Annotated in this window: 18 protein-coding genes; 9 read left to right on the forward strand and 9 right to left on the reverse strand. The window is 55.7% G+C overall.

The window, feature by feature from the left end; translation table 11 throughout:
- Window positions 1-158: 158 nt before the first annotated feature.
- From hmpA to pemA, 6 genes are all read left to right on the forward strand, one after another.
- Window positions 159-1,346 (forward strand): NO-inducible flavohemoprotein, encoded by a 1,188-nt coding sequence (hmpA, locus tag DXX3274_RS16465; protein WP_042860709.1) that lies wholly within the window; start codon window positions 159-161, stop codon window positions 1,344-1,346.
- Window positions 1,347-1,857: 511 nt separating this feature from the next.
- A complete protein-coding gene (gene pelA / locus DXX3274_RS16470; RefSeq protein ID WP_042860710.1) occupies window positions 1,858-3,036 on the forward strand; it encodes a pectate lyase PelA in 1,179 nt (392 codons plus the stop codon).
- A gap of 416 nt (window positions 3,037-3,452) precedes the next feature.
- Window positions 3,453-4,655, forward strand: coding sequence for a pectate lyase PelE2 (pelE2, locus tag DXX3274_RS16475; RefSeq protein ID WP_042860711.1), 1,203 nt, complete (start codon window positions 3,453-3,455; stop codon window positions 4,653-4,655).
- Between the two features lie 520 nt (window positions 4,656-5,175).
- Window positions 5,176-6,354 (forward strand): polysaccharide lyase, encoded by a 1,179-nt coding sequence (locus DXX3274_RS16480; protein WP_042860712.1) that lies wholly within the window; start codon window positions 5,176-5,178, stop codon window positions 6,352-6,354.
- Between the two features lie 77 nt (window positions 6,355-6,431).
- Window positions 6,432-8,087 (forward strand): pectin acetylesterase PaeY, encoded by a 1,656-nt coding sequence (paeY, locus tag DXX3274_RS16485; RefSeq protein ID WP_042860713.1) that lies wholly within the window; start codon window positions 6,432-6,434, stop codon window positions 8,085-8,087.
- An 82-nt stretch (window positions 8,088-8,169) separates the two neighbouring features.
- Entirely contained in the window at window positions 8,170-9,270 is a 1,101-nt protein-coding gene (gene pemA, locus DXX3274_RS16490) for a pectinesterase PemA (protein WP_042860714.1), read from the forward strand.
- A gap of 124 nt (window positions 9,271-9,394) precedes the next feature.
- Here pemA and glnB read toward each other — a convergent pair whose 3' ends face one another.
- From glnB to purL, 5 genes are all read right to left on the reverse strand, one after another.
- A complete protein-coding gene (gene glnB, locus DXX3274_RS16495) occupies window positions 9,395-9,733 on the reverse strand; it encodes a nitrogen regulatory protein P-II (RefSeq protein WP_013318986.1) in 339 nt (112 codons plus the stop codon).
- 85 nt (window positions 9,734-9,818) lie between these two features.
- Window positions 9,819-11,156 (reverse strand): two-component system response regulator GlrR, encoded by a 1,338-nt coding sequence (glrR, locus tag DXX3274_RS16500; RefSeq protein ID WP_038666757.1) that lies wholly within the window; start codon window positions 11,154-11,156, stop codon window positions 9,819-9,821.
- Window positions 11,153-11,950 (reverse strand): two-component system QseEF-associated lipoprotein QseG, encoded by a 798-nt coding sequence (gene qseG / locus DXX3274_RS16505; RefSeq protein ID WP_042860715.1) that lies wholly within the window; start codon window positions 11,948-11,950, stop codon window positions 11,153-11,155. The genes glrR and qseG overlap by 4 nt, the downstream gene beginning before the upstream one ends.
- Window positions 11,951-11,952: 2 nt before the next feature.
- Window positions 11,953-13,386, reverse strand: a complete 1,434-nt coding sequence (locus DXX3274_RS16510) for a sensor histidine kinase KdpD (RefSeq protein ID WP_042860716.1) — start codon at window positions 13,384-13,386, stop codon at window positions 11,953-11,955.
- Window positions 13,387-14,107: 721 nt separating this feature from the next.
- Window positions 14,108-17,992, reverse strand: coding sequence for a phosphoribosylformylglycinamidine synthase (purL, locus tag DXX3274_RS16515; RefSeq protein ID WP_042862181.1), 3,885 nt, complete (start codon window positions 17,990-17,992; stop codon window positions 14,108-14,110).
- 277 nt (window positions 17,993-18,269) lie between these two features.
- On the opposite strand from purL, the gene mltF reads away from it, so the two are divergent.
- Window positions 18,270-19,727: a membrane-bound lytic murein transglycosylase MltF gene (gene mltF, locus DXX3274_RS16520; RefSeq protein ID WP_038666748.1), complete on the forward strand. Its 1,458-nt coding sequence runs from the start codon at window positions 18,270-18,272 to the stop codon at window positions 19,725-19,727.
- Window positions 19,728-19,738: 11 nt separating this feature from the next.
- On the opposite strand, the gene tadA is transcribed toward mltF, so the two are convergent.
- The 4 genes from tadA to DXX3274_RS16540 form a co-directional block, all read right to left on the reverse strand.
- Complete coding sequence (gene tadA, locus DXX3274_RS16525) at window positions 19,739-20,242, reverse strand: tRNA adenosine(34) deaminase TadA (protein ID WP_038919879.1); 504 nt, start codon at window positions 20,240-20,242, stop codon at window positions 19,739-19,741.
- Between the two features lie 63 nt (window positions 20,243-20,305).
- Window positions 20,306-20,950, reverse strand: a complete 645-nt coding sequence (gene yfhb / locus DXX3274_RS16530; RefSeq protein ID WP_042860717.1) for a phosphatidylglycerophosphatase C — start codon at window positions 20,948-20,950, stop codon at window positions 20,306-20,308.
- Between the two features lie 37 nt (window positions 20,951-20,987).
- Entirely contained in the window at window positions 20,988-21,911 is a 924-nt protein-coding gene (murQ, locus tag DXX3274_RS16535) for an N-acetylmuramic acid 6-phosphate etherase (protein ID WP_042860718.1), read from the reverse strand.
- Window positions 21,912-22,041: 130 nt separating this feature from the next.
- A complete protein-coding gene (locus DXX3274_RS16540; RefSeq protein WP_038921083.1) occupies window positions 22,042-22,383 on the reverse strand; it encodes a tryptophan synthase subunit beta in 342 nt (113 codons plus the stop codon).
- 738 nt (window positions 22,384-23,121) lie between these two features.
- On the opposite strand from DXX3274_RS16540, the gene DXX3274_RS16545 reads away from it, so the two are divergent.
- Together DXX3274_RS16545 and DXX3274_RS16550 are read left to right on the forward strand one after the other, a co-directional pair.
- Window positions 23,122-25,308, forward strand: a complete 2,187-nt coding sequence (locus DXX3274_RS16545; protein ID WP_042860719.1) for a type I secretion system permease/ATPase — start codon at window positions 23,122-23,124, stop codon at window positions 25,306-25,308.
- A complete protein-coding gene (locus tag DXX3274_RS16550; protein WP_042860720.1) occupies window positions 25,295-26,143 on the forward strand; it encodes an HlyD family efflux transporter periplasmic adaptor subunit in 849 nt (282 codons plus the stop codon). The genes DXX3274_RS16545 and DXX3274_RS16550 overlap by 14 nt, the downstream gene beginning before the upstream one ends.
- Window positions 26,144-26,146: the final 3 nt, after the last annotated feature.

The raw sequence follows: 26,146 nt of genomic DNA on the forward strand, positions 1-26,146 counted from the left end.
TGACTTTTTCTCATCCGCAACCTGCATTTTTTTCATGCGCCGTTCCCCTTGCTCGTTACCCCGACCCCATGCCTGACCCCCCCAGGGAATTTACAGGCGACACCCTTTTCAATAAAATGTATTTTAAATACAACTTAAAGACAACAATGAGGTTCACCATGCTGGATCAACAAACCATCGCCACCATCAAATCCACCATTCCCCTGCTGGCCGAAACCGGCCCGGCGCTGACCGCTCACTTTTATCAGCGGATGTTCCGCCATAATCCGGAACTGAAAGATATCTTCAATATGAGTAATCAGCGCAATGGCGATCAGCGTGAAGCATTATTTAATGCCATTTGCGCCTACGCGACGCATATCGAAAACCTGCCGGCGCTGTTGCCCGCGGTAGAGCGCATCGCCCAAAAGCATGCCAGCTTCAATATCCAGCCGGAACAGTACCAGATAGTGGGCACTCACTTGTTGGCAACGCTGGAAGAAATGTTCCAGCCCGGTCAGGCGGTGCTGGATGCCTGGGGCAAGGCCTACGGCGTGCTGGCGGATGTGTTTATCCAGCGGGAAAGCGACATTTATCAGCACAGCGCCGGACAACACGGCGGCTGGCATGGCACACGACCGTTTCGTATCGTGGCGAAACAGCAGCAGAGCAGCCTGATCACCAGCTTTACGCTGGAACCGGTGGATGGCGGCCCGGTCGCCGCATTCCGTCCCGGCCAGTATCTGGCGGTATACATCCGCGACAAACGCTTTGAATATCAGGAGATTCGTCAGTACTCACTAACGAATGAACCCAACGGGCGCCATTACCGTATCGCGGTCAAGCGGGAAGCGATGGGCAGCGTATCGGGCTATTTGCACGATGTCGCCCGTGAAGGCGATGTGATTGAACTGGCGGCTCCGCACGGCGATTTCTATCTTGAGATCGCGCCAAAAACGCCGGTGGCGCTGATTTCCGCCGGTGTTGGTCAAACGCCGATGCTCAGCATGCTGCATAGCCTGAAAAATCAGCAACATCAGGCGGACATCTTCTGGTTGCACGCGGCTGAAAATACAGCGGCGCATGCCTTCGCCGATGAAGTCGCCGACGTCGCCGCGGCGCTACCGCAGTTACAATCCTATGTCTGGTATCGGGAAGCATCATCGGAAGCAGCACCTTCCGCGCATGTTTTTCACGGATTGATGGCGCTGCAGGATCTTCCGGAACCACTGCCGGTGGCAAATCTGCACTGTTATTTATGCGGCCCGGTCGCCTTTATGCAATTTGCCACCCGGCAGTTGCTGGAATTGGGGATTACCGAATCGCAGATTCATTACGAATGCTTTGGTCCGCACAAGGTAATATAACCGGTAAAAGGTTATATTTATTCACACCAGCAGGCCGCTAATTCGGCCTGTTTTATTTTCCATTTATTTCCCAAAAATAAATGCCGGGGCAAAAATAACCTGATGGGTTAGCCACCGCTGTTTCGTAATCGTTTCATTTATTATCCCGTCATGCTGACAAATAAAAACCAGTCATGAAAAACAACGCCCCCTGCCCCTCTGCTCGCTTTTTATTCCCGAACGAAGAAATAGTTAAGCCAATTTTTATAAATAAGAAATAAAAAACACAATGTTACATTTAAAACACCGTTTCATTATCAACAGATATTGAAAAACAAATAAATAGATCGTATTCATTGGCGGCCCTTAAGTGGCAGCATCGCCGATACTTCAATATTTATAATAAAATATTATTAATAGGTGATGAGACGCATAACAGGCTGCCATTGGGGGCAATAAATAAAAATAACCCATCGATGTATATGGAAATTATTTTTAACAATCAACACAGGATTCTAGTAAGGAAAATACGATGAACAAAGCATCAGGACGTTCTTTTACCCGCTCCTCAACATGTCTGCTGGCTGCACTGATCGCTGGCGCCATGACCTCTGGCGTTTCCGCCGCCGAACTGGTTAACAGCAAAGCGCTGGAATCTGCGCCCGTCGCCGGCTGGGCATCGCAAAACGGTTCCACCACCGGCGGCGCCGCTGCAACCAGCGATAATATCTACGTCGTTACCAATATCAGCGAATTCACCAGCGCACTCAGCGCCGGCGCCGTCGCAAAAATCATCCAGATCAAAGGCACGGTCGATATCAGCGGCGGTACGCCCTACAAAGATTTCGCCGACCAGAAAGCCCGCAGCCAGATCAACATTCCGGCTAACACCACCGTGATCGGGATTGGCGCCGACGCCAAATTCATCAACGGTTCTCTGATTATCGACGGTACCGACGGCACCAATAACGTCATCATCCGTAACGTCTACATCCAGACGCCAATTGACGTAGAACCGCATTACGAAAAAGGCGACGGCTGGAATGCCGAATGGGATGGCATGAACATCACCAACGGCGCTCACCATGTATGGGTCGACCACGTCACCATCAGTGACGGCAGCTTTACCGATGACATGTACACCACCAAAGACGGCGAAACTTACGTCCAGCACGATGGCGCGCTGGATATCAAACGCGGTTCCGACTACGTTACCATCTCCAACAGCCTGTTCGATCAGCACGATAAGACCATGCTGATTGGTCACAGCGACACCAACTCCGCTCAGGATAAAGGCAAGCTGCACGTCACGCTGTTTAACAACGTGTTCAACCGCGTAACCGAGCGCGCGCCGCGCGTACGCTACGGTAGCGTCCACAGCTTCAACAACGTCTTCAAAGGCGACGTGAAAGATCCGGTGTACCGTTACCTGTACAGCTTTGGTATCGGCACCAGCGGCAGCGTGCTGTCTGAAGGCAACAGCTTCACCATCGCCAACCTGAGCGCCAGCAAAGCGTGCAAGGTTGTGAAGAAATTCAACGGCTCCATTTTCTCCGACAATGGTTCCGTCCTGAATGGCAGCGCCGCCGATCTGTCCGGTTGCGGTTTCAGCGCCTACACCAGCGCGATTCCTTACGTTTACGCCGTTCAGCCGATGACCACCGAACTGGCGCAATCCATTACGGACAACGCAGGTTCAGGCAAGCTGTAATTTCCCATTCTTTTGTTCCCAACGGCTGCCTACGGGCGGCCGTTTTTACATATCCTCCATAGGCTTCATCCGCCTGACGCTTGCGTATTCATTTCGTGCTAACGCCTTCGCTCTAAAACATCATGATTAATTAACTATCCCTACCCCAACCACTGAAGTTAAAAACATAATTTGTTGATTTTAATTAAAAATTAAAAAAATACACGTAACACAAAGTTACAAATACAGTCAATAGGTTATTTTTTATTAATAAACACCATTACTATCATCGTGACTCAGCTCACAAAATAGACACTAAAAGCGCATAAATATTCGCCAAGACAAAAGATGAAATGGTATTTCGTTTTTAGACACACGAGTAACAAATAGACACCATTGGATCGCTCCCTGAGCACACAAGGAAAAGGAACATTGTCATGAACAACTCACGTTCAACACAGAAAACAACAGGACGTTCAGCCCTGGGAACCAAAAGCGCGCTGGCGGTAATTATCGCCACCACCATGATGGTTTCCGTGGCTTCCGCCGCTAGCCTGCAAACCGCCAAGGCGACAGAAGCGGCCTCAACCGGCTGGGCGACGCAGAGCGGCGGCACCACCGGCGGCGCCAAAGCGTCATCATCCAAAATCTACGCGGTGAAAAACATCAGCGAATTCAAAGCGGCGCTGAACGGAACCGATTCGTCGCCCAAGATCATCCAGGTAACAGGGGCTATTGATATCAGCGGCGGCAAAGCCTACACCAGCTTTGACGATCAGAAAGCCCGCAGCCAGATCAGCATTCCGTCCAATACCACCATCATCGGTATCGACAGCAAAGGCAAATTCACCAACGGTTCGCTGGTGGTGAAAGGCGTCAGCAACGTTATCCTGCGTAACCTGTATATCGAAACGCCGGTAGACGTGGCGCCGCACTACGAAGATGGGGATGGCTGGAACGCAGAATGGGACGCAGTAGTGATTGACAGCACAGACCACGTCTGGGTTGACCACGTCACCATCAGCGACGGCAGCTTCACCGACGACAAATACACCACCAAAAACGGCGAAAAATATGTCCAGCACGACGGCGCACTGGATATCAAACGCGGCTCCGACTATGTGACTGTTTCCAACAGCCGTTTCGAACTGCACGACAAAACCATCCTGATCGGCCACAGCGACAACAATGGTTCGCAGGATTCCGGCAAACTGCGCGTGACCTTCCACAACAACCTGTTTGACCGGGTTGGCGAACGTACCCCGCGCGTACGCTTCGGTAGCGTCCACGCTTACAACAACGTTTACGTTGGCGACGTCAACCACAAAGCCTACCGCTATCAGTACAGCTTCGGTATCGGCACCAGCGGTAGCCTGCTGTCTGAGTCCAACGCGTTTACCATTGATAATCTTAAGAAGATCAGCGGACGCGACAAGGAATGCAGCGTGGTCAAAGCGTTTAACGGTAAGATCTTCTCTGATAAGGGTTCGATCATCAACGGCGCTTCGTACAATCTGAATGGTTGCGGCTTTGGCTTCAGTTCATATACCGCCAAGATCCCGTACAAATACTCAGCCCAGACCATTACCACCAGCCTGGCAAGCAGCATCAGCAGCAACGCGGGTTACGGTAAACTGTAATTTCCGCTCAATCGCAAAGGCCACTAGCAAGAGTGGCCTTTTACTCTCTCTTCTCCCCTGATTTTCACCGCAACACCTCGTTATACCGCCCTCGCTAGCCTCTCATGTTCCCGCCCTGCATCGGCATTCTGCCGGGAGCCAACTCGTTTTCGCCACAAAAAATAGGGCCCTCCCGCGATTAGTAAGATAGCCGGATTAATAAAATACTATTTAATAAAAAGCGAATCAGTTGTTAATAGTTTTAGTTATTTCAGATAAAAACACCTAAACATACCACTGAATTTAAAAGAAAATTTAATTCAATATCTATTATATATAAAGTTATCGGTCTCGATCACACTTTAGACAAATTTAATCACCCTCATAAAAAAAACGAGATTTTGATCACAAAATAAACAATCAAAAATGCTTAAAAATCCGCCTTGCCAAAGGACAAAATGGCATTTCATTTTTTTCACAAACACTTTTTAATTTTCAACAATGCAATTGGATTAGCGCCTATAGCGCAAGGAAACGGTCTATGAACAACACTCGTGTGTCTTCTGCAGGAACCAAAAGCCTACTGGCAGCCATCATCGCCACCGCGATGATGACTTCCGCAGCCCACGCAGCCAGCCTGCAAACCACCAAGGCGACAGAAGCGGCCTCAACCGGTTGGGCGACGCAGAGCAACGGCACCACCGGCGGCGCCAAAGCAACCTCAGCCAAAATCTATGCAGTAAAAAGCATCAGCGAATTCAAAGCGGCGCTGAACGGTACGGATACCGATCCCAAGATCATCCAGGTAACAGGGGCGATTGATATTAGCGGCGGCAAAGCCTACACCAGCTTTGAAGACCAGAAAGCCCGCAGCCAGATCAGCATTCCGTCCAACACCACCATCATCGGTATCGGCAGCAACGGCAAGTTCACCAACGGTTCACTGGTGGTGAAAGGCGTCAGCAACGTTATCCTGCGTAACCTGTATCTCGAAACGCCGGTGGACGTAGCGCCGCATTACGAAAAAGGAGATGGCTGGAACGCCGAGTGGGACGCGGCGGTGATCGATAACTCAGACCACGTTTGGGTTGACCATGTCACCATCAGCGACGGCAGCTTCACCGATGACAAATACACCACCAAAGATGGTGAGAAATATGTGCAGCACGACGGCGCGCTGGACATCAAGAAAGGGTCCGACTTCGTTACCATTTCTTACAGCCGCTTCGAACTGCACGACAAAACCATCCTGATCGGCCACAGCGACAGCAATGGCTCGCAGGATTCCGGCAAACTGCGCGTGACCTTCCACAACAACGTGTTCGACCGCGTTACCGAGCGTACTCCGCGTGTCCGCTTTGGTAGCATCCATGCTTACAACAACGTGTATCTGGGCGACGTGAAGAACAGCGTCTACCCGTATCTGTACAGCTTCGGTCTCGGCACCAGCGGCAGCATCCTGTCTGAAGCCAACTCCTTCACGCTCTCCAACCTGAAGAGCATCGATGGCAAAAAACCGGAATGCAGCATCGTGAAAGCCTTCAACAGCAAGGTGTTCTCTGATAAAGGCTCGCTGGTCAACGGTTCGTCAACCACGAACCTGGATACCTGCGGTCTCACCGCTTACAAACCGACTCTGCCGTACAAATATTCGGCTCAGACCATGACGAGCAGCCTGGCTAGCAGCATCAACAGCAACGCAGGCTACGGCAAACTGTAATTTCTCTGCCGGCAACAACGGCCACTTGAAAAAGTGGCCGTTTTTTGCATCAATCGCAGGGAGAAGAGGTCATCATCATGCTAATAATTACCTTGAAACGTACCCTTTTTCTTGGTTCCCTGCTTTGTCTGCCCATCTCTTTTGCGCAGGCTGAAAGCACCGCGCCAGAAACATCTGTTACTCCTTCGAACCCGACACTCAATGTCGCTACCCTGGCACCCAATACCCTGATTAGCGGTAGAGTGGCCTACCGCGACATACGGTTTCCCGCCACACTGCTGATCAAAGACCAGCGCGGCGTGCAGCGCCAGGTAAAAACCGACATTCAGGGGCGATTTTATGCCGACGTGTCTTCGCTGGTTGCGCCTCTGCGCCTGTCCGCCATCGAAGCTGGCGGGCAAAACTGTCTTGCCAGCAACCAGCTTCGCGCCGTCTGCCTGAGCGCACTGGTCCCACAATTACGTGATGGTCATGAAAATCACATTAATATCAATCCGCTGACCGATCGCATTCTGTCTGACGTTGCCGCGTCGGCGGGCTATATTGGCCCGCAGCAACTGATCGACGCCACTGCCTTGCCGGCATTGTCGGCCGCATCCTGGGAAACCGCCTACCGCGAATTCCATGCCGGTTTCGATGATGCGCTGAAGCAGGCCGGTATTGCCGTTCCCGCCCAGTTCGATCCGTTAACCTATCCGGATACGCAGACCCCGGCTTTTACCCAGGTTTTGCAGGTCATCAATCATGCCCGCAATTACCACAATGACAGCGGCCAGGCTGGCCACACCGTGCTGACTGACATCGCATTTCGTCCGATTATCGGGCTGAATGCCTCCGGCAGTTACGAGCCATTGGATCTGACCAGCGCCAGTCAGCATCGCAAAGCGCTTGAGCGGGCGCGTACCCGAATTTTCATCGTCAGCGATTCGACCGCGGCAACCTATGAGAAAGCACGCTTTCCCCGGATGGGATGGGGACAGGTATTTGAACAGCAGTTCCGACCCGGCAGCCAGATCGCCATCGCGAACGGCGCCCGCTCCGGACGCAGCTCACGCGATTTCTACTACGAAGGCTGGTTCCGTCAGATGGAGCCGTTTATGCGGCCGGGCGACTATTTGTTTATCGGTATGGGACACAACGATCAGAACTGCGATAGCCAGAAAGCGGTTCGCGGCGCGGCGGATGTCGCCAACCTCTGTACTTACCCCAATAGCGCCGACGGCAGACCGCAATACCCGCAGGGCAAACCGGATATGTCTTTCCAGATCTCGCTGGAACGCTACATTCGCTACGCGCGAGCGCATCGAATGATACCGGTATTGCTGACCCCGACGGCGCGCGTCAAAAACGCCGAAGGGAAGAACGGGACACCGGCGGTCCACAGCCACCTGACAAAACAGAACAAAGCCGGCGGTTATGCCTTTATCGGCGATTACACTCAGACCATCCGCGATACAGCCAGCAAGAACAAGGTACCGCTGCTGGATGTGGAAACCGCGACGCTGGCGCTGGCCAACCAGGGTGACGGCCAGCAATGGCAGCAATACTGGCTGGCGGTCGATCCGGAGCGCTACCCCTATTACCGCGATCAGGCAGGCAGCCTGACTCAGCCTGACACCACCCACTTCCAGCAGAAAGGCGCGCAGGCGGTCGCGGCGATAGTCGCCGACCAGATCAACGCGACGCCTTCGCTGCGGGAACTGGCGGGCAAGCTGCAACCGACTGGCCGGTAATGCTGTGAAATAGGTTTTATAGGACGTTACTCGTGCATGAAGCACCTGGACTTCTGTCACCCACCACTAAAGGAATATGTGTATGTTAAAAACGATCTCTGGAACCCTTGCGCTGTCGCTGATTATCGCCGCCAGCGTACATCAGGCACAGGCAGCGACAACCTACAACGCTGTGGTGTCAAAATCCGCCAGCGACGGCAAAACCTTCAAAACCATTGCCGATGCGATTGCCAGCGCCCCGGCGGGCAGCACGCCATTCGTCATTCTGATCAAGAACGGCGTCTATAACGAACGCCTGACGATTACCCGCAGTAACCTGCACCTGAAAGGCGAAAGCCGCAGCGGTACCGTCATTGCCGCCGCTACGGCGGCGGGCACCCTGAAGTCGGACGGCAGCAAATGGGGAACGGCAGGCAGCAGCACCATCACCATCAGCGCCAAGGATTTCAGCGCCCAGTCGCTGACCATTCGCAACGACTTTGATTTCCCGGCCAATCAGGCCAAAAGCGACAGCGACAGCAGTAAAATCAAGGACACGCAGGCGGTAGCGCTTTACGTCAACAAAAGCGGCGACCGCGCCTACTTCAAAGACGTCAGCCTGATCGGCTATCAGGACACGCTGTATGTTTCCGGCGGCCGCAGCTTCTTCTCCGATTGCCGTATCAGCGGCACAGTTGACTTTATCTTTGGCGACGGCACCGCGCTGTTCGACAACTGCGATCTGGTTTCCCGCTATCGCGCTGATGTGAAAAGCGGCGGTATCTCCGGTTACCTGACCGCGCCCAGCACCAACATCAATCAGAAGTATGGTCTGGTGATCACCAACAGCCGCGTGATTCGGGAAAGCGACTCGGTACCGGCGAAAAGCTACGGGCTGGGTCGCCCCTGGCATCCGACAACGACCTTCTCTGATGGTCGTTACGCGGATCCGAACGCTATTGGTCAGACCGTTTTCCTGAACACCAGTATGGATAACCATATTTATGGTTGGGACAAGATGTCCGGCAAGGACAAGAACGGCAATACCATCTGGTTCTATCCGGAAGATTCTCGTTTCTTCGAGTACAAATCCTATGGTGCGGGAGCTGCGGTGAGCAAAGACCGTCGGCAACTGACCGACGCACAGGCGAAAGAGTACACCCAGAGCAAAGTGCTGGGCGACTGGACGCCAACACTACCCTGACGGATGACCATTCTGATGCAACAATCGCCGCTTCCCCAGGAGGTGGTTTACGGCTGACAACAAAACAGCCAGCCGCTAACGGCTGGCTGTTTGTCTTTCCGAAACACGAAAAGCACAATCGCTGTCAGATGGCGGCTTCGTCCTCTTCGCCGGTGCGGATACGGATTACACGAGCCACGTCAAAGACAAAGATCTTGCCGTCGCCGATCTTGCCGGTCTGCGCGGTGCTCATGATGGTCTCCACACAGGTATCGACGATATCGTCGGACACCACGATCTCAATTTTCACTTTCGGCAGAAAATCCACCATGTACTCCGCGCCGCGATACAGCTCGGTATGACCTTTCTGGCGTCCGAATCCTTTTACTTCCGTAACCGTCATCCCGGTGATGCCAACCTCGGCTAACGCTTCGCGTACATCATCCAGTTTGAATGGTTTAATAATCGCATCAATTTTTTTCATGGTGAAATCCTAATCATCACTATGTAGCGGCCAGAGCCAGCACGGCGAAATCATGATCGGCCATGCAATTCACAATAACTTAACACTATTCTTTAAAATCGTTGGCGTCCAGTTCATGCCGCGCCAGCAATTTATAAAATTCCGTACGGTTTCGCCCCGCCATACGCGCCGCCTGCGTCACGTTACCTTTGGCGATCTGCAGTAATTTGCGCAGGTAATTGAGCTCAAACTGGTTACGCGCTTCGGCAAACGTAGGCAGCGCCGTATTTTCCCCTTCCAGCGCCTGTTCCACCAGCGCATCGCCAATTACCGGCGCACTGGTCAGCGCGACGCATTGCTCAATCACATTGACCAGTTGCCGCACGTTGCCCGGCCAACTGGCCGCCATCAGGCGTTTCATAGCGTCCGTCGAAAAACTGCGTACAAAGGGTTTGTGTCGTGCCGCCGCTTCGCGCAGCAAGTGGTTGGCCAATAGCGGAATATCTTCAGCTCGCTCATTCAATGCAGGCAGTTTGAGGTTCACCACATTGAGGCGATAGTAAAGATCCTCACGAAACTCCCCTTTCTCCATCGCTTTGGGTAAATCACGATGGGTGGCGGAAATAATCCGCACATTGATGTCTATATCCCGGTTACTGCCCAGCGGCCTGATCTTACGCTCCTGCAATACGCGCAACAGCTTCACCTGCAACGCGAGCGGCATGTCGCCGATTTCATCCAGAAACAGCGTACCGCCTTCCGCCGCCTGGAATAACCCCTCGCGCTGGCTGACAGCGCCGGTAAAGGCCCCACGGGCATGGCCGAATAATTCGGACTCCAGCAAAGGTTCCGGCAATGCGCCGCAGTTGATAGCGATAAACGGCCTTCCCGCCCGGGGGCTGGCGGCGTGAATCGCCTGTGCCAGCACCTCTTTCCCGGTGCCGCTCTGACCGTTAATCAATACGCTGACATCCGACTGCGCCACCATTTTGGCCTGTTCGAGCAGGCGCAGCATAATCGGACTGCGCGTCACTACCGCGGCGCGCCAGCTCTCATCGCTTGCCGGCGGCGACAGCTTAAGCGCATCATCAATCGCTTTGTATAGCGCGTCGCGATCAACCGGCTTGGTCAAAAAGCTGAATACGCCCTGCTGCGTTGCCGCCACCGCTTCGGGGATAGAACCGTGCGCAGTCAGGATAATCACCGGCATTCCCGGCTGATTTTTCTGGATTTCGGCAAACAAGGCCAACCCATCCATTTCATCCATGCGCAAATCACTGATCACCAGATCGATTTTTTCCCGCAGCAACAACCGCAACGCGTCCTGACCGCTGGTTGCCGTGGTAACGGTAAACCCTTCACTGGTCAGGCGCATTCCCAGCAATTTCAACAGGCTGGGATCATCATCCACTAACAGCAGGCTGGCGGATTTTCGGGTGGTCATTCGCTTTTCATTCCTTTTTTCACCACTGCGGGCGGTGTTTCGCTTTCACCGCTTTTTACCGACCGACGCCCTTCACCATCCGGCAAATCGCTCTGGACCGGCTTACGCGATGAGAGCTGACGTTCGATATCGGTCAGATTTTCCAGTTTACGCGTCGTGGTTTCCAACTGGGATTGCAACTGATTCTGCTGTTCATGCATAACTTCCAGCTGTTTGTCACTGTTTTCCTGTGTCCGCTGGAAACGCTGACGCTCATCAGCCAGGGTCAACATCAGGTTCTGTTTATCCAGCCAGACCTGGAACAGCGGCAGCAACGTCAGCGGCACGTTCAGCCGATGACGGTTCAGTTGTTCAATAATCTGGCGACGCTCCTGCACCGTGGTTTCGGCGTTATCCAGCAAGATGGCCTGACGGAACAAACCGCTCCAGTCATTCTCTCCCACCAATAGCGTCTGCTGCCGCGCCTGCGCCGGCGTCATGCGCGCAGCGCAATCCATCACGCGTAACCAGTACAGCGCGTTGTTCATCGCATCGGTGTTATGGAGTTGCCACAACCGCCCACAGGACATGGTGCGGTAATCCGCCACCTGCTCTTTAGGCGGACTGACTATCTCTGTCCCTCGCCGCTCGGCGGGGGTATTGTCGTTATCCTGAGCGCAGCCAGCCAGTAAAACAGCCGGTAAAAATAGCCATGGCAGGATCAGCCGCTTTTTCAGCGCGGCAACCACCTCCGGGCCGGACAACGACATCACCGGACCTCGTAACGACAGGAGGCTTAACAACCGTGCAATCATGGTTAATTCTCAGTGTTCAATGGTAATTCAATACGGAAACAGACATCGGCGTAATCCACCGTGACCAGATTCAGCTCCCCTTGCATACGGCGGATGCAGTCCTGCGCAATGCTCAATCCCAGGCCACTCCCTTTTACTGCGCCCTTGCGCTGGTGAGTTCCCTGATAAAAAGGCTCGAATATCATGCTTTTATCCGATTCAGGAATCGGTGTGCCGCTGTTGGCGACATCGATCTGAACCCGGCCCTCGACCTGACGGCTGCGGATCCAAATGTTACCGGATTCCTGCCCGTAGTGCACCGCATTGGAATAGAGATTATCCATCACCCGCATCAACAGCGTGGTTTCCGCCCGACACGCCTTCGCATCCAGTTCAATATGCGTTTGCATCAGCTTGCCACGCGCCGGCAGGCTGTGAGCAGAGACAACCATATTGACGATATCGTCGATATCCACCTGTTCCAGCCCGGCCGGCGCATCCGCCAGTTTCCGGTTATAGTCGAGCAATTGCTCAATCAGCTGCTGCAGATGGCGACTGCTGTTATCGAGAATCGCCACCACCTCTTTCTGGTCAGCCGTCAGCGTGCCGACCACTTCGTCCGCCAGCAACGCCGCCCCTTCACGCAGGCTCGCCAGCGGCGTTTTCAACTCATGGGACAGGTGGCGCAAAAACTCGTGACGCTGTGCTTCCAGCCAGGACAGACGCTCGCTCAGCCAGATGATTCGCTGCGCCAGAGAGCGAATCTCCGTCGGCCCTCTGAAACTGGCGATTCGGCCCAACGGACGGCCTTCTCCCAGCCGGTTGATCATGCGCTCGACGCCTTTCACCGGCCCGATAATCATCCGGGTAAACAGCATCACCAGCAGCACGCTGACCAGAAACAGCACCAGCGCCTGCCAGCCGAAAAAACGGCCTCGCTCGGCAATGTCTTGTTGCAACTGCTGCCCGCGCGAAAAAATCACTTCGCGGGTTGCCTGCACCATTTGGGCATTCGTGCGGGAGAAATTATCCAGTACCGTGGCGGATGCCGCCGCCGGACCATTATTCTGACAACGGATATCCGTCAGTTGCGTCAGGTATTGCCGCAGATTTTGATAGTAGGAAGGGTCAGGCAGAATCGGCGCATGGGCGTCAAGCATCTGTGAATACTGCTTACGCTGGTTTTGATACAGCTGCGATAAGGTTTGATCCCCCAGCACGCAAAACTGGCGGTAGCTGCGCTCCATGCTAACGGCGGTGCTGGTCATGGCTTCGCTGCGCCGGGCATCGGCCAGTGTGGTGTTATTGATTCCGGCAGCCTGCTCGCTGAGGTGATCCAGACTCTCGTAAGCTTGATAAGCCAGCACCAGCAGCGGCAACAAAACCAGCAGGAATGCCATAATGACCAACTGCCGCAAAGAGCGTGGAAAAAAACGCCAACGTTTCAACGAAATCATATCGTTACCTGCCAGAACAGTCCGCTTGATACATCGCTCGCAATAACGCGCCATTGTACGCGTTATCCGCATCACCTCAAAAGCAGACCGTCAGGATCGCGGAAAACCGCACGCAATCATTCCATGCAGCAATGCAAAATCCGGCCGCAAAGCATGAGCCGGCTCGCAAAATAGCGTCAGACAGATCATAAAGCGGCGGCTCCAAAAAGCGAAACCCGGTCACACAGTAACTGTCTGACCGGGTCTCTGAATAGGCGGTGCCTCACTCAACGTGTCGCCCGATGTGCGATAAAGCCCGAAGGCAGTTATCAATAAAGCTGGACGATAGGCACCTTATCTTTTGGCATCATTCCGGATGTTATGAGCATGAATATGACGTTCACCATGCCATCATAACCAGTTGAATGAGCAGCGACATCATTATGCACTTACCGTGCCAATGATCAATTAAAAATAAACAAGATACTGAAATACAAATAAAAATAAAATAATCACATCAAAAATCATCGAAGCGGCGATCCAGAAGGCACATCAACCCGGCGGAAATTTAGCGTTTTGTCGCTAAAAAAAGACATCCTGATGGGCAACGGAAACAACCATTAAAAATCAAATAGATAAATGTCACCTTTTAGCGACAGGCTAACGTGGCGTTGTCGTTGATTTGAGACAAAAAAATAAAGGGACCGAAGTCCCTTTATTATCAATGCATTACTTTATCGCATCACCCCAACTGACGGCGTGCGTTACGGAACATACGCATCCACGGGCTGTCCTCGCCCCATTCCTCCGGGTGCCAGGAGTTGCTGACCGTACGGAACACGCGTTCCGGATGCGGCATCATCACCGTAGCGCGGCCGCTGACGCTGGTCACCGCGGTGATGCCGTTCGGCGAACCGTTCGGGTTAACCGGGTAATCTTCCGTGACCTGACCGTAGTTGTTAACGAAACGCAACGCCACCAGCTGATGTTGTTCCAGGGCGGCCAGATGACCGTCGTCACGCACTTCTACACGACCTTCGCCGTGAGACACGGCGATCGGCATACGGGAACCGGCCATATCTTGAAGGAACAGTGATGGGCTGTTGGTCACTTCCACCAGGCTGAAACGCGCTTCAAAACGGTCTGACTTGTTGCGCACAAAACGCGGCCAGTGTTCCGCCCCCGGAATCAGTTCACGCAGGTTGGACATCATCTGACAGCCGTTACATACGCCCAGCGCCAGTGTTTGCGGACGCAGGAAGAAAGCGGCGAATTCATCACGCACCCGATCGTTGAACAGGATTGATTTCGCCCAGCCCTCACCGGCGCCCAGCACATCGCCGTAAGAGAAACCGCCGCAGGCGACCAGCGCCTGGAAGTCCTGCAGGTCACGGCGACCAGCCAGCAGATCGCTCATATGAATATCAATGGCGTCAAACCCGGCGCGATGGAACGCCGCGGCCATTTCCACATGAGAGTTGACGCCCTGCTCGCGCAGTACCGCCACCTTCGGGCGCGCCTGACGGCTGATGAACGGCGCGGCAATGTCTTCGCGCAGATCAAAGGTCAGCGCCACGTTCAGCCCCGGATCGTTGTCATCGGATTTGGCGTGGTGTTCCTGATCGGCGCACTGCGGGTTATCACGCAGGCGCTGCATCTGCCAGGTGGTTTCAGCCCACCAGTTGCGCAGCGTAGTGCGGCTTTCGTGATACACCACATCGTTGCCGCTGTGAATGATGAAGTGGTTGCCGACTTCCGCCTGTCCCAGATAATGCACGCAATCCGCCAGGCCATGCTCAGCCAGCACCTGTTCCACTTCAGCACGGCGGGAAGCTTCGATCTGGATAACGGCGCCCAGCTCTTCGTTGAACAGCACCGCCAGCGCATCTTCGCCCATGGAGCCGATGTTCGCTTTAACGCCGCAATGCCCGGCAAACGCCATCTCCGCCAGCGTGACCAGCAGGCCGCCGTCTGAACGGTCGTGGTAAGCCAGCAGAGCCTGATTCGCCACCAGAGCCTGCATCGCATTGAAGAAACCCGCCAGTTGGGCCGGATTACGCACATCCGCGGTTTTACGACCCAGTTGGCGATAAACCTGCGCCAGCGCCGTAGCGCCCAGCGCGTGATGCCCGGCGCCCAGATCGATCATCAGCAGTACGTTATCTTTGTCGGTACGCAACTGCGGCGTGACGGTATGACGCACGTCTTCCACACGGGCAAAGGCGGAAATGACCAGCGACAGCGGCGCCGTTACCGATTTGTCTTCGCCGTTTTCCTGCCAGCGGGTTTTCATCGACATGGAGTCTTTGCCCACCGGAATGGTCAACCCCAACGCCGGACACAGTTCTTCGCCCACCGCCTTCACGGCTTCATACAGACCCGCGTCCTCGCCCGGATGCCCGGCCGCCGCCATCCAGTTGGCGGACAGTTTCACCCGTTTCAGGTCGCCGATATGCGTCGCCGCAATGTTGGTCAGCGCTTCCCCGACCGCCAGCCGCGCCGAAGCGGCAAAGTTACGCAGCGCCACCGGCGCACGTTCGCCGATGGACATGGCTTCACCGTAGTAGCTATCCAGACTGGCGGTAGTCACAGCACAGTCCGCCACCGGCACCTGCCACGGCCCGACCATCTGGTCGCGCGCCACCATCCCGGTTACCGTGCGGTCGCCGATGGTGATCAGGAAGGTTTTTTCGGCCACCGCCGGCAAGTGCAGCACACGTTCAACCGCTTCCGCCAGATAAATACCTTCGCGATTCAACGGCGTGCCTTCCACGTTTTTACGCTCAACATCACGCAGCATCTTCGGCGTTTTGCCCAGCAGCACGTCCAGCGGCATATCGATCGGCTTGTTATTGAAATGGCGATCGCCGAGCGTCAGATGCTGTTCTTCCGTGGCTTCGCCAATGACCGCATAAGGCGCGCGCTCACGACGGCAGATTTCATCAAACTGCGCCAGTTGTTCCGGCGCTACCGCCAGCACATAACGCTCCTGCGACTCGTTACACCAGACTTCCAGCGGGCTCATGCCCGGTTCGTCATTCAGGATATCGCGCAGCTCAAAACGGCCGCCGCGTCCACCGTCGCTAACCAGTTCCGGCATGGCATTGGACAGGCCGCCGGCGCCGACGTCATGGATAAACAGAATGGGGTTTTGTTCGCCGAGCTGCCAGCAGCGGTCGATCACTTCCTGACAGCGACGCTCCATTTCCGGGTTATCGCGTTGTACCGAGGCGAAATCCAGATCCGCGTCAGACTGGCCGGAGGCCATAGAAGACGCCGCGCCGCCGCCCAGACCGATGTTCATCGCCGGGCCGCCCAGCACGATCAGCTTGGCGCCGATGCTGATTTCGCCTTTCTTCACATGATCGGCGCGAATGTTGCCGATACCGCCCGCCAGCATGATCGGTTTGTGATAACCACGCACTTCAACGCCGTTATGGCTGTCCACCACTTCTTCATAAGTACGGAAATAACCGGTCAGCGCCGGACGGCCGAATTCGTTATTGAACGCCGCGCCGCCCAGCGGGCCGTCGGTCATGATGTCCAGCGCGCTGACGATACGGTCCGGCTTGCCGAAATCCTGCTCCCACGGCTGGATAAAGCCCGGAATGCGCAGGTTGGATACTGAGAATCCCACCAGACCGGCTTTCGGTTTTGCCCCCCGTCCGGTGGCGCCTTCATCGCGGATTTCGCCGCCGGAACCGGTCGCCGCGCCCGGCCACGGTGAAATGGCGGTCGGGTGGTTGTGAGTTTCCACTTTCATCAGGATATGCGCGTCTTCCTGATGGTAGCCGTAAGCGCCCTGCGGATCAGGGAAGAAACGGCCGACAGCCGACCCTTCCATCACCGCCGCATTATCCTTATAAGCAGACAGAACATAGTCCGGCGTATGCTCAAAGGTGTTTTTGATCATCTTGAACAGCGACTTCGGCTGCGTCTCGCCATTGATGATCCAATCGGCATTAAAGATTTTGTGACGGCAGTGCTCGGAATTCGCCTGCGCAAACATGTAGAGTTCGATATCTGTCGGATTGCGTCCCAGTTTGGTAAAAGCATCCAGCAGATAATCCATTTCGTCGTCGGCCAGCGCCAGACCCAAACGCAGGTTGGCCTCCTCCAGCGCGGGGCGGCCCTGCAGCAGAATTTCCACCCGTTTCAGCGGAGCCGGCTGATGCTGGGAAAACAGCAGATTGGCCTGTTGCAGGTCGTCAAACACGCTTTCCATCATGCGGTCATGGAGCAGCGCGGCCAGTTCCCGCCACTGCGCATCGCTGAGCGTCGGCGCGTGGATGTAAAACGCCAGACCGCGCTCCAGACGACGGATTTTCGGCAAACCGCAATTGTGTGCGATGTCGGTCGCTTTGGAAGACCAGGGAGAAATGGTGCCCGGACGCGGGGTCACCAGAATCAGCCGCCCGGTAGGCTCGTGCTCTGCGAGAGAAGGGCCGTATTTCAGCAGTCGGCTCAGTCGTGACTGTTCTTCATGGTTTAGCGGAGCGTTCACATCGGCGAAGTGGACGTATTCGGCATAAATGTCGCTGACGGGCAGGTGATACTCTTTGCACCGGGCCAACAGTTTATTGATACGAAAAGCCGATAAGGCGGGTGAACCACGCAGTATTTCCATCATCTAAATTTCTCTCGTCTTCGAGGCACCGGAGACAGTGCGTCAGGGCGCTACAGGGGGGAAACGCGCGTTATTATAGAGAATAGTGGCGCGCGACGAAACCGTTTGCGTAGCGATTGTTAAACATTGAGAGCACCTTGCGGTCAAACAGTAGGCAAACTAATAAAAGTTGCACACTGGCGGTTTGTTAAGCAAAATGCCCCCCGACTCTGGGACAGATGCATAAGAAACTGCCGTTACAGACAGACAGGCCAACCGGCCGCCGAGAGACAACTCATTGAAGCGTTTAACGATAAATTATGTTTTCATCGGGGTAATCGCTTTGCTGTTGACGCTGGCACTGTGGCCAAATATTCCCTGGCGCAGTCACCAGGATGTTCAGCTAAGGCAAATCCTTTCACGTGGCGAGCTGCGCATCAGCACCGTGACCTCTCCGCTGACCTATACGCTCAGCAACGGTTCCCCCACCGGACTGGACTACGAACTGGCCAAACGATTCGCCGACTACCTCGGCGTGCGGCTGGTGGTATCGGTGCGCCAAAACGTCGACGATTTATTCAGCGATCTGGATAACGACAATGCCGACCTGCTGGCCGCCGGTCTGATTTACAACCGGGAACGCCTGAGCCGTTTCCGGGCCGGTCCTTCCTATTATTCGGTGTCGCAGCAACTGGTCTATCGCATGGGCACGGCTCGCCCCGGCGCGCTGGACAAATTGCAGGGTAAGCTGACCGTGTTGTCCGGTTCGGCGCACGCCGCCACGCTGCGCGATTTCAAAGCCGGTAAATATCCGCAGCTGAGTTGGGAGGTCGCCACCGATCTGTCCGAGCTGGACCTGCTAAAACAGGTAGCGGAAGGAAAACTGGATTACACCATCGCCGACTCAATAAACATCGGCCTGATGCAACGTATTCACCCGCAACTGGCGGTGTCGTTCGACCTCAGCGACGAAGAGCCGGTCACCTGGTATATGCGGCAAAACCACGACGATAGCCTTTCCGCCGCGCTGCTCGACTTCTTCAGCCAGATGATGGAAGACGGCACCCTCGCCCGTCTGGAAGAGAAGTACCTCGGGCATGTCGGCGAGTTCGACTACGTGGATACCACCACCTTCCTCAGCGCCATCGACAATACCCTGCCGGGCCTGCGTCCGCTGTTCGAGAAATACGCCAGAGAAATCGACTGGAAACTGCTGGCGGCCATTTCATATCAGGAGTCGCACTGGAATCCGCTGGCGACCTCGCCGACCGGGGTGCGCGGCTTGATGATGCTGACCCGCAATACCGCCGAAAGCCTGGATGTGGCGGATCGACTCAACCCGGAAGAAAGTATCCGCGGCGGCGCCAGATACCTGAATCAGATGATGCAGCAGGTGCCGGCCACCATCCCGACGGACGAACGTATCTGGTTTGCGCTGGCCGCCTATAACATGGGGTACGCCCATATGATGGATGCCCGCAAACTGACGGAAAAACAGAAAGGGAATCCCGACAGTTGGGCCGACGTCAAAATACGCCTGCCGATGCTGAGCCAGAAACGCTACTACGCCCAGACCCCCAACGGTTACGCCCGCGGTCAGGAGGCTTACAACTACGTGGAAAACATCCGGCGCTATATGGTTAGTCTGGTCGGGTATCTGTCGGAGAAAGAAAGCCGGGCGTTACAACAACAACTGGCCGCCAGCGCTTATCCCGCCGTACCGCCGGAACAGCTAACCGCCAATCCTTCCCGCTGACGAACCGCCGCTCAGTCGGACGAGTCCCGTTCGGCGGAGCGCGCGTCGCGTTGCTGCTGACGACGCATACGGAAAAAACGGCTCAGTAGATCAGAACACTCATCCGCCAGTACCCCGTCGGTAATGGCGATATGATGGTTCATGCCCGGGTGGCGCAGAATATCCACCAATGAACCGGCCGCGCCGGTCTTGGCGTCGGCCGCGCCATATACCAGCCGGTTGATGCGGCTGTGAATCATGGCGCCGGCGCACATCACGCATGGCTCCAGCGTGATGTACAGCGTGGTATCCAACAGGCGGTAGTTTTGCAGCGCCTGTCCGCCCTGCTGTAATGCCATGATTTCCGCATGGGCGGTGGGATCGTGCCGGCTAATCGGGCGATTCCAACCTTCGCCGATGATCTTGTCTCCCTGCACCAGCACGGCGCCGACCGGCACCTCGCCTTCGTCCCAGGCCCGTTGCGCCAGCGTCAGTGCATGACGCATCCAGAATTCATCATCCATTGGATTACTCATCATTCCTCTTGGCTTCCGCCCTCATCACGTGCGGCGCGCATTATACATGCCAGCGGCGGCGAGTCATTCCAGTTGCTGCAGATGGCCGGCCGGCGTCACGCGCCAGCGATGCGCACAGAAAAAGAGTAGCGAGTTATCCTGCCGGCTGTCGCTGTAGCCGCTGTAAAGCTCAAGCGGCGTCCCCAGCCGACGCTCCATCTGCACGACTTTTTCGTGCCCCAGACAGCGCAGGCTCAACCCCCAACCGCCCCAGCGCCGCATCATCTGGCTGCCGATCAACTGGACCTGCGGCAGAAACGACGCATCGCTATAGACTTGTTCAACCAACCGCTGCGGCGAACCGGTCACCAGCCAGACCTGCGACCGGCTGTCGGCCAGATAACGTTCCAGACGCTGGCGAACCAGAGGAAAAGGAGTGACCCGCTGGCGGAACCAGACCACAAACGCCTGCTCCAGCTGCCGCAGCCGCGCTTCACGCCGCCCCGCCGTGATCGCCCACAGCAGCAGGCTAACCGGCCAGCGAGCAGTACGGCCATTTATGGTCAATCCTGCCGCCAGCAAAGGCAACAAAGGGACAACCAACAACAAATTCAACGGTAAATGGCGGATCAAGAACCACAGAAAGCTGCCGAACAGATCCTGACGATGCAATGTGCCGTCCAGATCGAAGAACACAACGCGCATGACCGTCGGCGATGAATTCAACATGCACGCTCTCCGGTGGTTCGAGTCAGTGTTGGTGGCATCAGGTCCTCTCCACGCCCAACGCATCGCGCAGATAGCCGTCTTTCTCGGCCAGCCGTTGTCTGGCCTGTTGCACATCGCAGCCGGTCACCACCATCACTATCGCCGGTTTAACCTCATAATCGGTCTGCGCCAGACAGCGCTGCGCCGTATCCCGATCAACGCCGGTGGCGTCCATCAGGATACGGCAGGCGCGATCCACCAGCTTCACGTTAGTGGCTTTCACATCCACCATCAGGTTCTGGTACACCTTGCCCAAACGCACCATCGCGCCGGTGGAAATCATGTTCAGCACCAGTTTTTGCGCCGTGCCGGATTTCAGCCGGGTGGAGCCGGTCAACACTTCCGGACCCACCAACGGGGAAATGGCTATCTCCGCGGCCTGCGCAATCGGCGAATGCGGGTTGCAGGAAATGGCGGCGGTACGGCAGCCCAAAGCACGCGCATAGCGCAAGCCGCCAATCACATAGGGGGTTCGCCCCGACGCGGCAAGGCCGATGACCATATCCTGAGAAGTTAGCGTCAGCGCGATCAAATCCGCTTCGCCTAACGCCGGGTTATCTTCTGCGCCTTCAACCGCCTTCAGCAAGGCTCCGGGGCCGCCGGCAATCAATCCCACCACCAATCCGTGCGGCACGCCAAAGGTAGGCGGACATTCCGACGCATCCAGTACGCCAAGACGGCCGCTGGTACCGGCCCCCAGGTAAATAACTCGTCCGCCGGCCTTCAGGCAGCCAGCCGCGGCATCCACAGCCTGAGCTATCGCCGGCAAAACCTCACGGATCGCCTCCGGCACCCGGTGGTCCTGCTGATTGAACAATGACACCATCTCCAGCGTAGACAGCTGATCCAGATTCATGGACGCCGGATTACGCGTTTCCGACACCAGTGCGCCGAAATCCATACTTTTTTCGTCTTCTATCATTATTCAGTCGCCTTGCTCATCAAGCCGCGTCAATCGCCGCCAACCGGCGCTCATCGGTAACGCGCTGCCGAACCAATAAAAAACGGCTTGCAAGGTAACTGGCAAGCCGTTTTGTCAGTACTTCTCAACATCAGAATATTTTGTCCTCATCTTCGCGGATTAGCGAATCCAGATCACCCAACGCTTCACGCGCCTGTGCCCGGTTGATGAGTTTAAGCTGCGCGGCCGCCGGGAAATCCGTGATGTTAATCTGACCCTTGGTGATCAACACCTGAATCAGATCTTCCAGTACACGCACCATTTCCAGATCGCTGCTGCGCAGTCGCTCGATGTTAGCCAGAATAGCCTGCTGATTATTCAGCCATGCCATTGCTTCAACAGAACCATCCGGCAGTTCGCCGTTCATTTCGGGAAACGGCGATTCTTCTACCCTGATAAGATGGCCGTTGCTGTCACGCAAAATATAAAACATACCAAGCCCTTTTTTATTTGCAAAAGAGAACTCACCTGGCAAGGCGGCTCTCTACTCCTGATTAGGATTTCATATGTTACCGCGCACGGTAACCGCATGTCCGGCTACCGGCAGAGGACGACCACGCTAGCACGTCTCAACGCACACGCACGCTTCTGCCAGGGAGCGCCGGCATCGGAAACCCATCGTCTCCATCTGCTCCCGGATGGCACGTCTGATGCCGATGCACCGCCTGCCATCTGTTGGGTGGAATCAGTGCCGCCACGTGGGCGTACTACCGCATGTACCGCACGACGGGGCCTGAACAAGCTCGCGATCCCTCATCGGCACATCACGTCAGGCCACCCGCCAGCATGGCATTTTCACCACTGCCGGGCAAGCTATCCACGTGATTCTCTGCCCGATCTCCGCGTTTACGACAGGTTGAATCGCGTGCAGAGCGTTATCTGCTTACTGATTACCAAACGTATTATGTCGTATCAAAATGTCAGTTATATTGACCGCCATGAATGATTTCCAGCCAGGGCGGAACGACGGGACGGCCTCAAACCCGGCATGACTCTGACAGGCGACTTTGAAATGAAAGGTTGCGTCCGGCAAGGTTCGCCATGAATAATGCTTGCCAGTCAAAACCTGAAAAAACAACAAAATCAGGCCATATTGCTCACTTTTTTCTATTTTTTATCTGTGATCGCGTTGCCTGCAGGCGGTCACGATGGCTAAGGAACGCGCAGCGACATGAATACACACCATGAGCAGCCACCGGGCGGCGAGGAATATCATCATTCCCCGCAACATCAGGATCCCCGCATCCGCCACGACGACCCTTTGCTTGACAGCCTGTTGGTCCTGTGTCGGCTGCAGGGAAAGCCGACCAGCCGCGCTACGCTGACCGCGGGGTTACCGCTTGAAGACCTGCGTTTACCCGCCAGTTTGTTGCCGCGCGCCGCGGCTCGCGCCGGTTTGCGGGCCCGGATACTCAAACGCTCGCTGAATGCCATTCCGGCGATGTCGCTGCCCGCTATGCTGTTACTGCGCGAAGGGCGCGCCGCCATCCTGCTGGGCTGGACGGCAGACGGCAACGCCCGCCTGATGACGGGTGAAACCGAAGGCGGCGAAATTACGGTCGACCACAATACCTTGCAGCAAAACTATCTGGGGCTGGTGATGTTCGCCCAGTCGGCTCATCGCTTTGAAGCCTCTCCGACAGCCCTGCTGCCGCGAAGCAAGGCCTGGTTCCGGGACACGCTGAAGCTATCGCGCAGTCTGCATCTGGATGCCGTGGTCGCCAGCCTGCTGATTAATATCATCGCGTTGTTTGTCCCGCTGTTCGTCATGCAGGTCTACGATCGGGTAATCCCCAATCAAACCACCACCACCTTGTGGGTGCTGGCTTCCGGCGTCGGCATCGCCCTGCTCTTTGACCTTATCCTGAGGATATTACGCAGCATTTGCGTCGATATCGCCGGGAAAAAGACCGACCTTATCCTTTCCGCCGCCTTGTTTGAACGCCTGACCGGCATGATGCTGTCGGCCTTTCCGGCACGAACCGGCGCGGTGGCGCACCGGGTACGGGAATTTCAGGCCTTGCGCGATACGTTATCGTCGCTGACGTTGGGAACGCTGATCGACTTTCCGTTCACGCTGCTGATGCTGATTCTGCTCGGCATGCTGGGTGGTCCGCTGGTCTGGATACCGTTGCTGACGCTGCCGCTGGTCCTGCTGATCAACGGGCTGTTGCAACAGCCGATCACGGCGGCGCTGGCCCATTCCCGGCGTCTGACTGACGAACGGCAGGCGCTGCTGACCGAAACGCTGGGCGGGCTGGATGTCATCAAAATTAATAATGCGGAAGGCGAACGCCAGCGCCAGTGGGAACAAATCAGCGGCGACATCAGCCGGCTGGACTCGCGGGTGAAAACATTATCGGCCATCGCCACCCATCTGACGCAATCGTGCCAGCATCTCGCCGGCATAGTCGTGATTGTCTCAGGAGTATATCTGCTGCTGGACAGCCAACTGACCCTGGGCACGCTGTTCGCTTGTTACCTGCTAAACAGCCGGGCATTGATGACGCTGGGGCCGTTGTCCGAGCTGTTTACCCGCTATCAGCAGGCGCGGCTGACGCTGGAAGAAACCCGGCGTCTGATGGAATTACCGCAGGAACGGGGCGAACAGCCCTACCCTCTGAAACGGGAAAGCATTCAGGGCAGCATCGAGTTTCGTGATGTCACCTTCCGTTATCCGGAACAGAAAAATCGCGCCCTGATTGATATCAACCTGTCGATCCGACCCGGCGAAAAAGTCGGCATTATCGGCCGCACCGGCTCCGGTAAAAGCTCGCTGGAAAAGCTGGTCGCCAGCCTTTATCAACCGACCAACGGCAACCTGCTGATCGACGGCGTGGACGCCCGTCAGCTCGATATCGCCGATGTGCGTCACCACATCGGCTATGTGCCGCAGGATATTCAGCTGTTCAGCGGTACGTTGCGGGACAACCTGATTTGCGGCGCCCGCTATGTAGAAGACGACGCGATGCTGCGCGTGGCGGATATCGCCGGCGTGAATGATTTCGCCCGGTTGCACCCGGACGGTTATAACCTGCAGGTCGGCGAACGGGGTATGCAACTATCGGGCGGTCAACGGCAGGCAGTAGCTATTGCGCGCGCGCTGCTGCTTGATCCGCCAATTCTGGTGATGGACGAGCCCACCAGCGCGATGGACAACAGCAGTGAAGACCGGTTTAAGCAGGCTCTGCAAACCTGTCTCGCCAACAAGACGCTGCTGCTGGTGACGCACCGGGTTTCCATGTTGACGCTGGTCGATCGGCTGGTGATCGTGGACAAAGGGCGCATTATCGCCGATGGTCCCAAAGCCATTGTGCTGGATGCATTAAAGAAGGGGCAGATCAATGCGTCTCGCTAAGTTCGTGCAACATCTCAACACGTATTTCTCCAGCCATCACCAGCAGGATCCACTGGCGCTGCCGGACGTGGGTCAGGCGCTGGTGGAAGATACGCCCCGCATCATCCGGCTATCGATCTGGATCATGCTGGCTTTTGCGGTCTTTCTGGTCGGTTGGGCGGCGGTTGCCGAAATTGATGAAGTTGTGCATGCGACAGGGAAAACGGTCAGTCAGTCGCAGCGCTATCGGGTTCAGGCGCAGGAAACGGGCGAACTTAGCGACATGTATATCCGCGAAGGGCAGATCGTTAACGTCGGCGAGCCCCTGATGCGGCTGGAGCATGTCCAGCCCTCCAACCCGAACACGTCCGACGCCGGTGAAAACAAGGTGGATAAGCTGTCGCTGGTAGTGTCTCCCGTGCGGGGCATTATCAGATACATTCTGGTCGATGCCACTACCGGGCAGATTTCTCCCGGCCGTACGCTGGTGGAAATCACGCCGCTGGATGACAAGCTACTGATCGAAGCGCGGGTCAGGCTGCAGGATATGGCGTTTTTGCGCCCCGGTCAGGAAGCAATGATGACGTTCACCGCGTATGACGACACCACATTTGGCGGGTTAAAAGGTTATATCGATCAGATCAGCCAGGATATGGTGACAGATCAGGCCGGCAACAGCTTTTATCTTGTTAGGTTGCGTACGGAGAAAAACTATCTGGGGAGTATCGACAAGCCCCTGCTGATCCTTCCCAGCATGGTCGCCAATGTGAATATCATTACCGGCAGGAAAACATTGCTCAGCTATCTGTTGAAACCGATTCGGCAAGCTCGGGCGGAAGCGCTGCGGGAAAGATAACGC

The organism is Dickeya sp. NCPPB 3274 (assembly GCF_000406205.1).
Classification (GTDB): Bacteria; Pseudomonadota; Gammaproteobacteria; order Enterobacterales; family Enterobacteriaceae; genus Dickeya; species Dickeya fangzhongdai.

What these genes read in the sequence shown, in the direction of transcription:
- DXX3274_RS16540 (WP_038921083.1), bottom strand. Translation starts at nt 22,383, where the DNA reads ATGTTTTATATTTTGCGTGACAGCAACGGCCATCTTATCAGGGTAGAA.
- yfhb (WP_042860717.1), bottom strand. Translation starts at nt 20,950, where the DNA reads ATGTTGAATTCATCGCCGACGGTCATGCGCGTTGTGTTCTTCGATCTG.
- pemA (WP_042860714.1), top strand. Translation starts at nt 8,170, where the DNA reads ATGTTAAAAACGATCTCTGGAACCCTTGCGCTGTCGCTGATTATCGCC.
- glrR (WP_038666757.1), bottom strand. Translation starts at nt 11,156, where the DNA reads ATGACCACCCGAAAATCCGCCAGCCTGCTGTTAGTGGATGATGATCCC.
- purL (WP_042862181.1), bottom strand. Translation starts at nt 17,992, where the DNA reads ATGGAAATACTGCGTGGTTCACCCGCCTTATCGGCTTTTCGTATCAAT.
- DXX3274_RS16550 (WP_042860720.1), top strand. Translation starts at nt 25,295, where the DNA reads ATGCGTCTCGCTAAGTTCGTGCAACATCTCAACACGTATTTCTCCAGC.
- DXX3274_RS16510 (WP_042860716.1), bottom strand. Translation starts at nt 13,386, where the DNA reads ATGATTTCGTTGAAACGTTGGCGTTTTTTTCCACGCTCTTTGCGGCAG.
- paeY (WP_042860713.1), top strand. Translation starts at nt 6,432, where the DNA reads ATGCTAATAATTACCTTGAAACGTACCCTTTTTCTTGGTTCCCTGCTT.
- DXX3274_RS16480 (WP_042860712.1), top strand. Translation starts at nt 5,176, where the DNA reads ATGAACAACACTCGTGTGTCTTCTGCAGGAACCAAAAGCCTACTGGCA.
- tadA (WP_038919879.1), bottom strand. Translation starts at nt 20,242, where the DNA reads ATGAGTAATCCAATGGATGATGAATTCTGGATGCGTCATGCACTGACG.
- pelA (WP_042860710.1), top strand. Translation starts at nt 1,858, where the DNA reads ATGAACAAAGCATCAGGACGTTCTTTTACCCGCTCCTCAACATGTCTG.
- DXX3274_RS16545 (WP_042860719.1), top strand. Translation starts at nt 23,122, where the DNA reads ATGAATACACACCATGAGCAGCCACCGGGCGGCGAGGAATATCATCAT.
- glnB (WP_013318986.1), bottom strand. Translation starts at nt 9,733, where the DNA reads ATGAAAAAAATTGATGCGATTATTAAACCATTCAAACTGGATGATGTA.
- pelE2 (WP_042860711.1), top strand. Translation starts at nt 3,453, where the DNA reads ATGAACAACTCACGTTCAACACAGAAAACAACAGGACGTTCAGCCCTG.
- hmpA (WP_042860709.1), top strand. Translation starts at nt 159, where the DNA reads ATGCTGGATCAACAAACCATCGCCACCATCAAATCCACCATTCCCCTG.
- murQ (WP_042860718.1), bottom strand. Translation starts at nt 21,911, where the DNA reads ATGATAGAAGACGAAAAAAGTATGGATTTCGGCGCACTGGTGTCGGAA.
- qseG (WP_042860715.1), bottom strand. Translation starts at nt 11,950, where the DNA reads ATGATTGCACGGTTGTTAAGCCTCCTGTCGTTACGAGGTCCGGTGATG.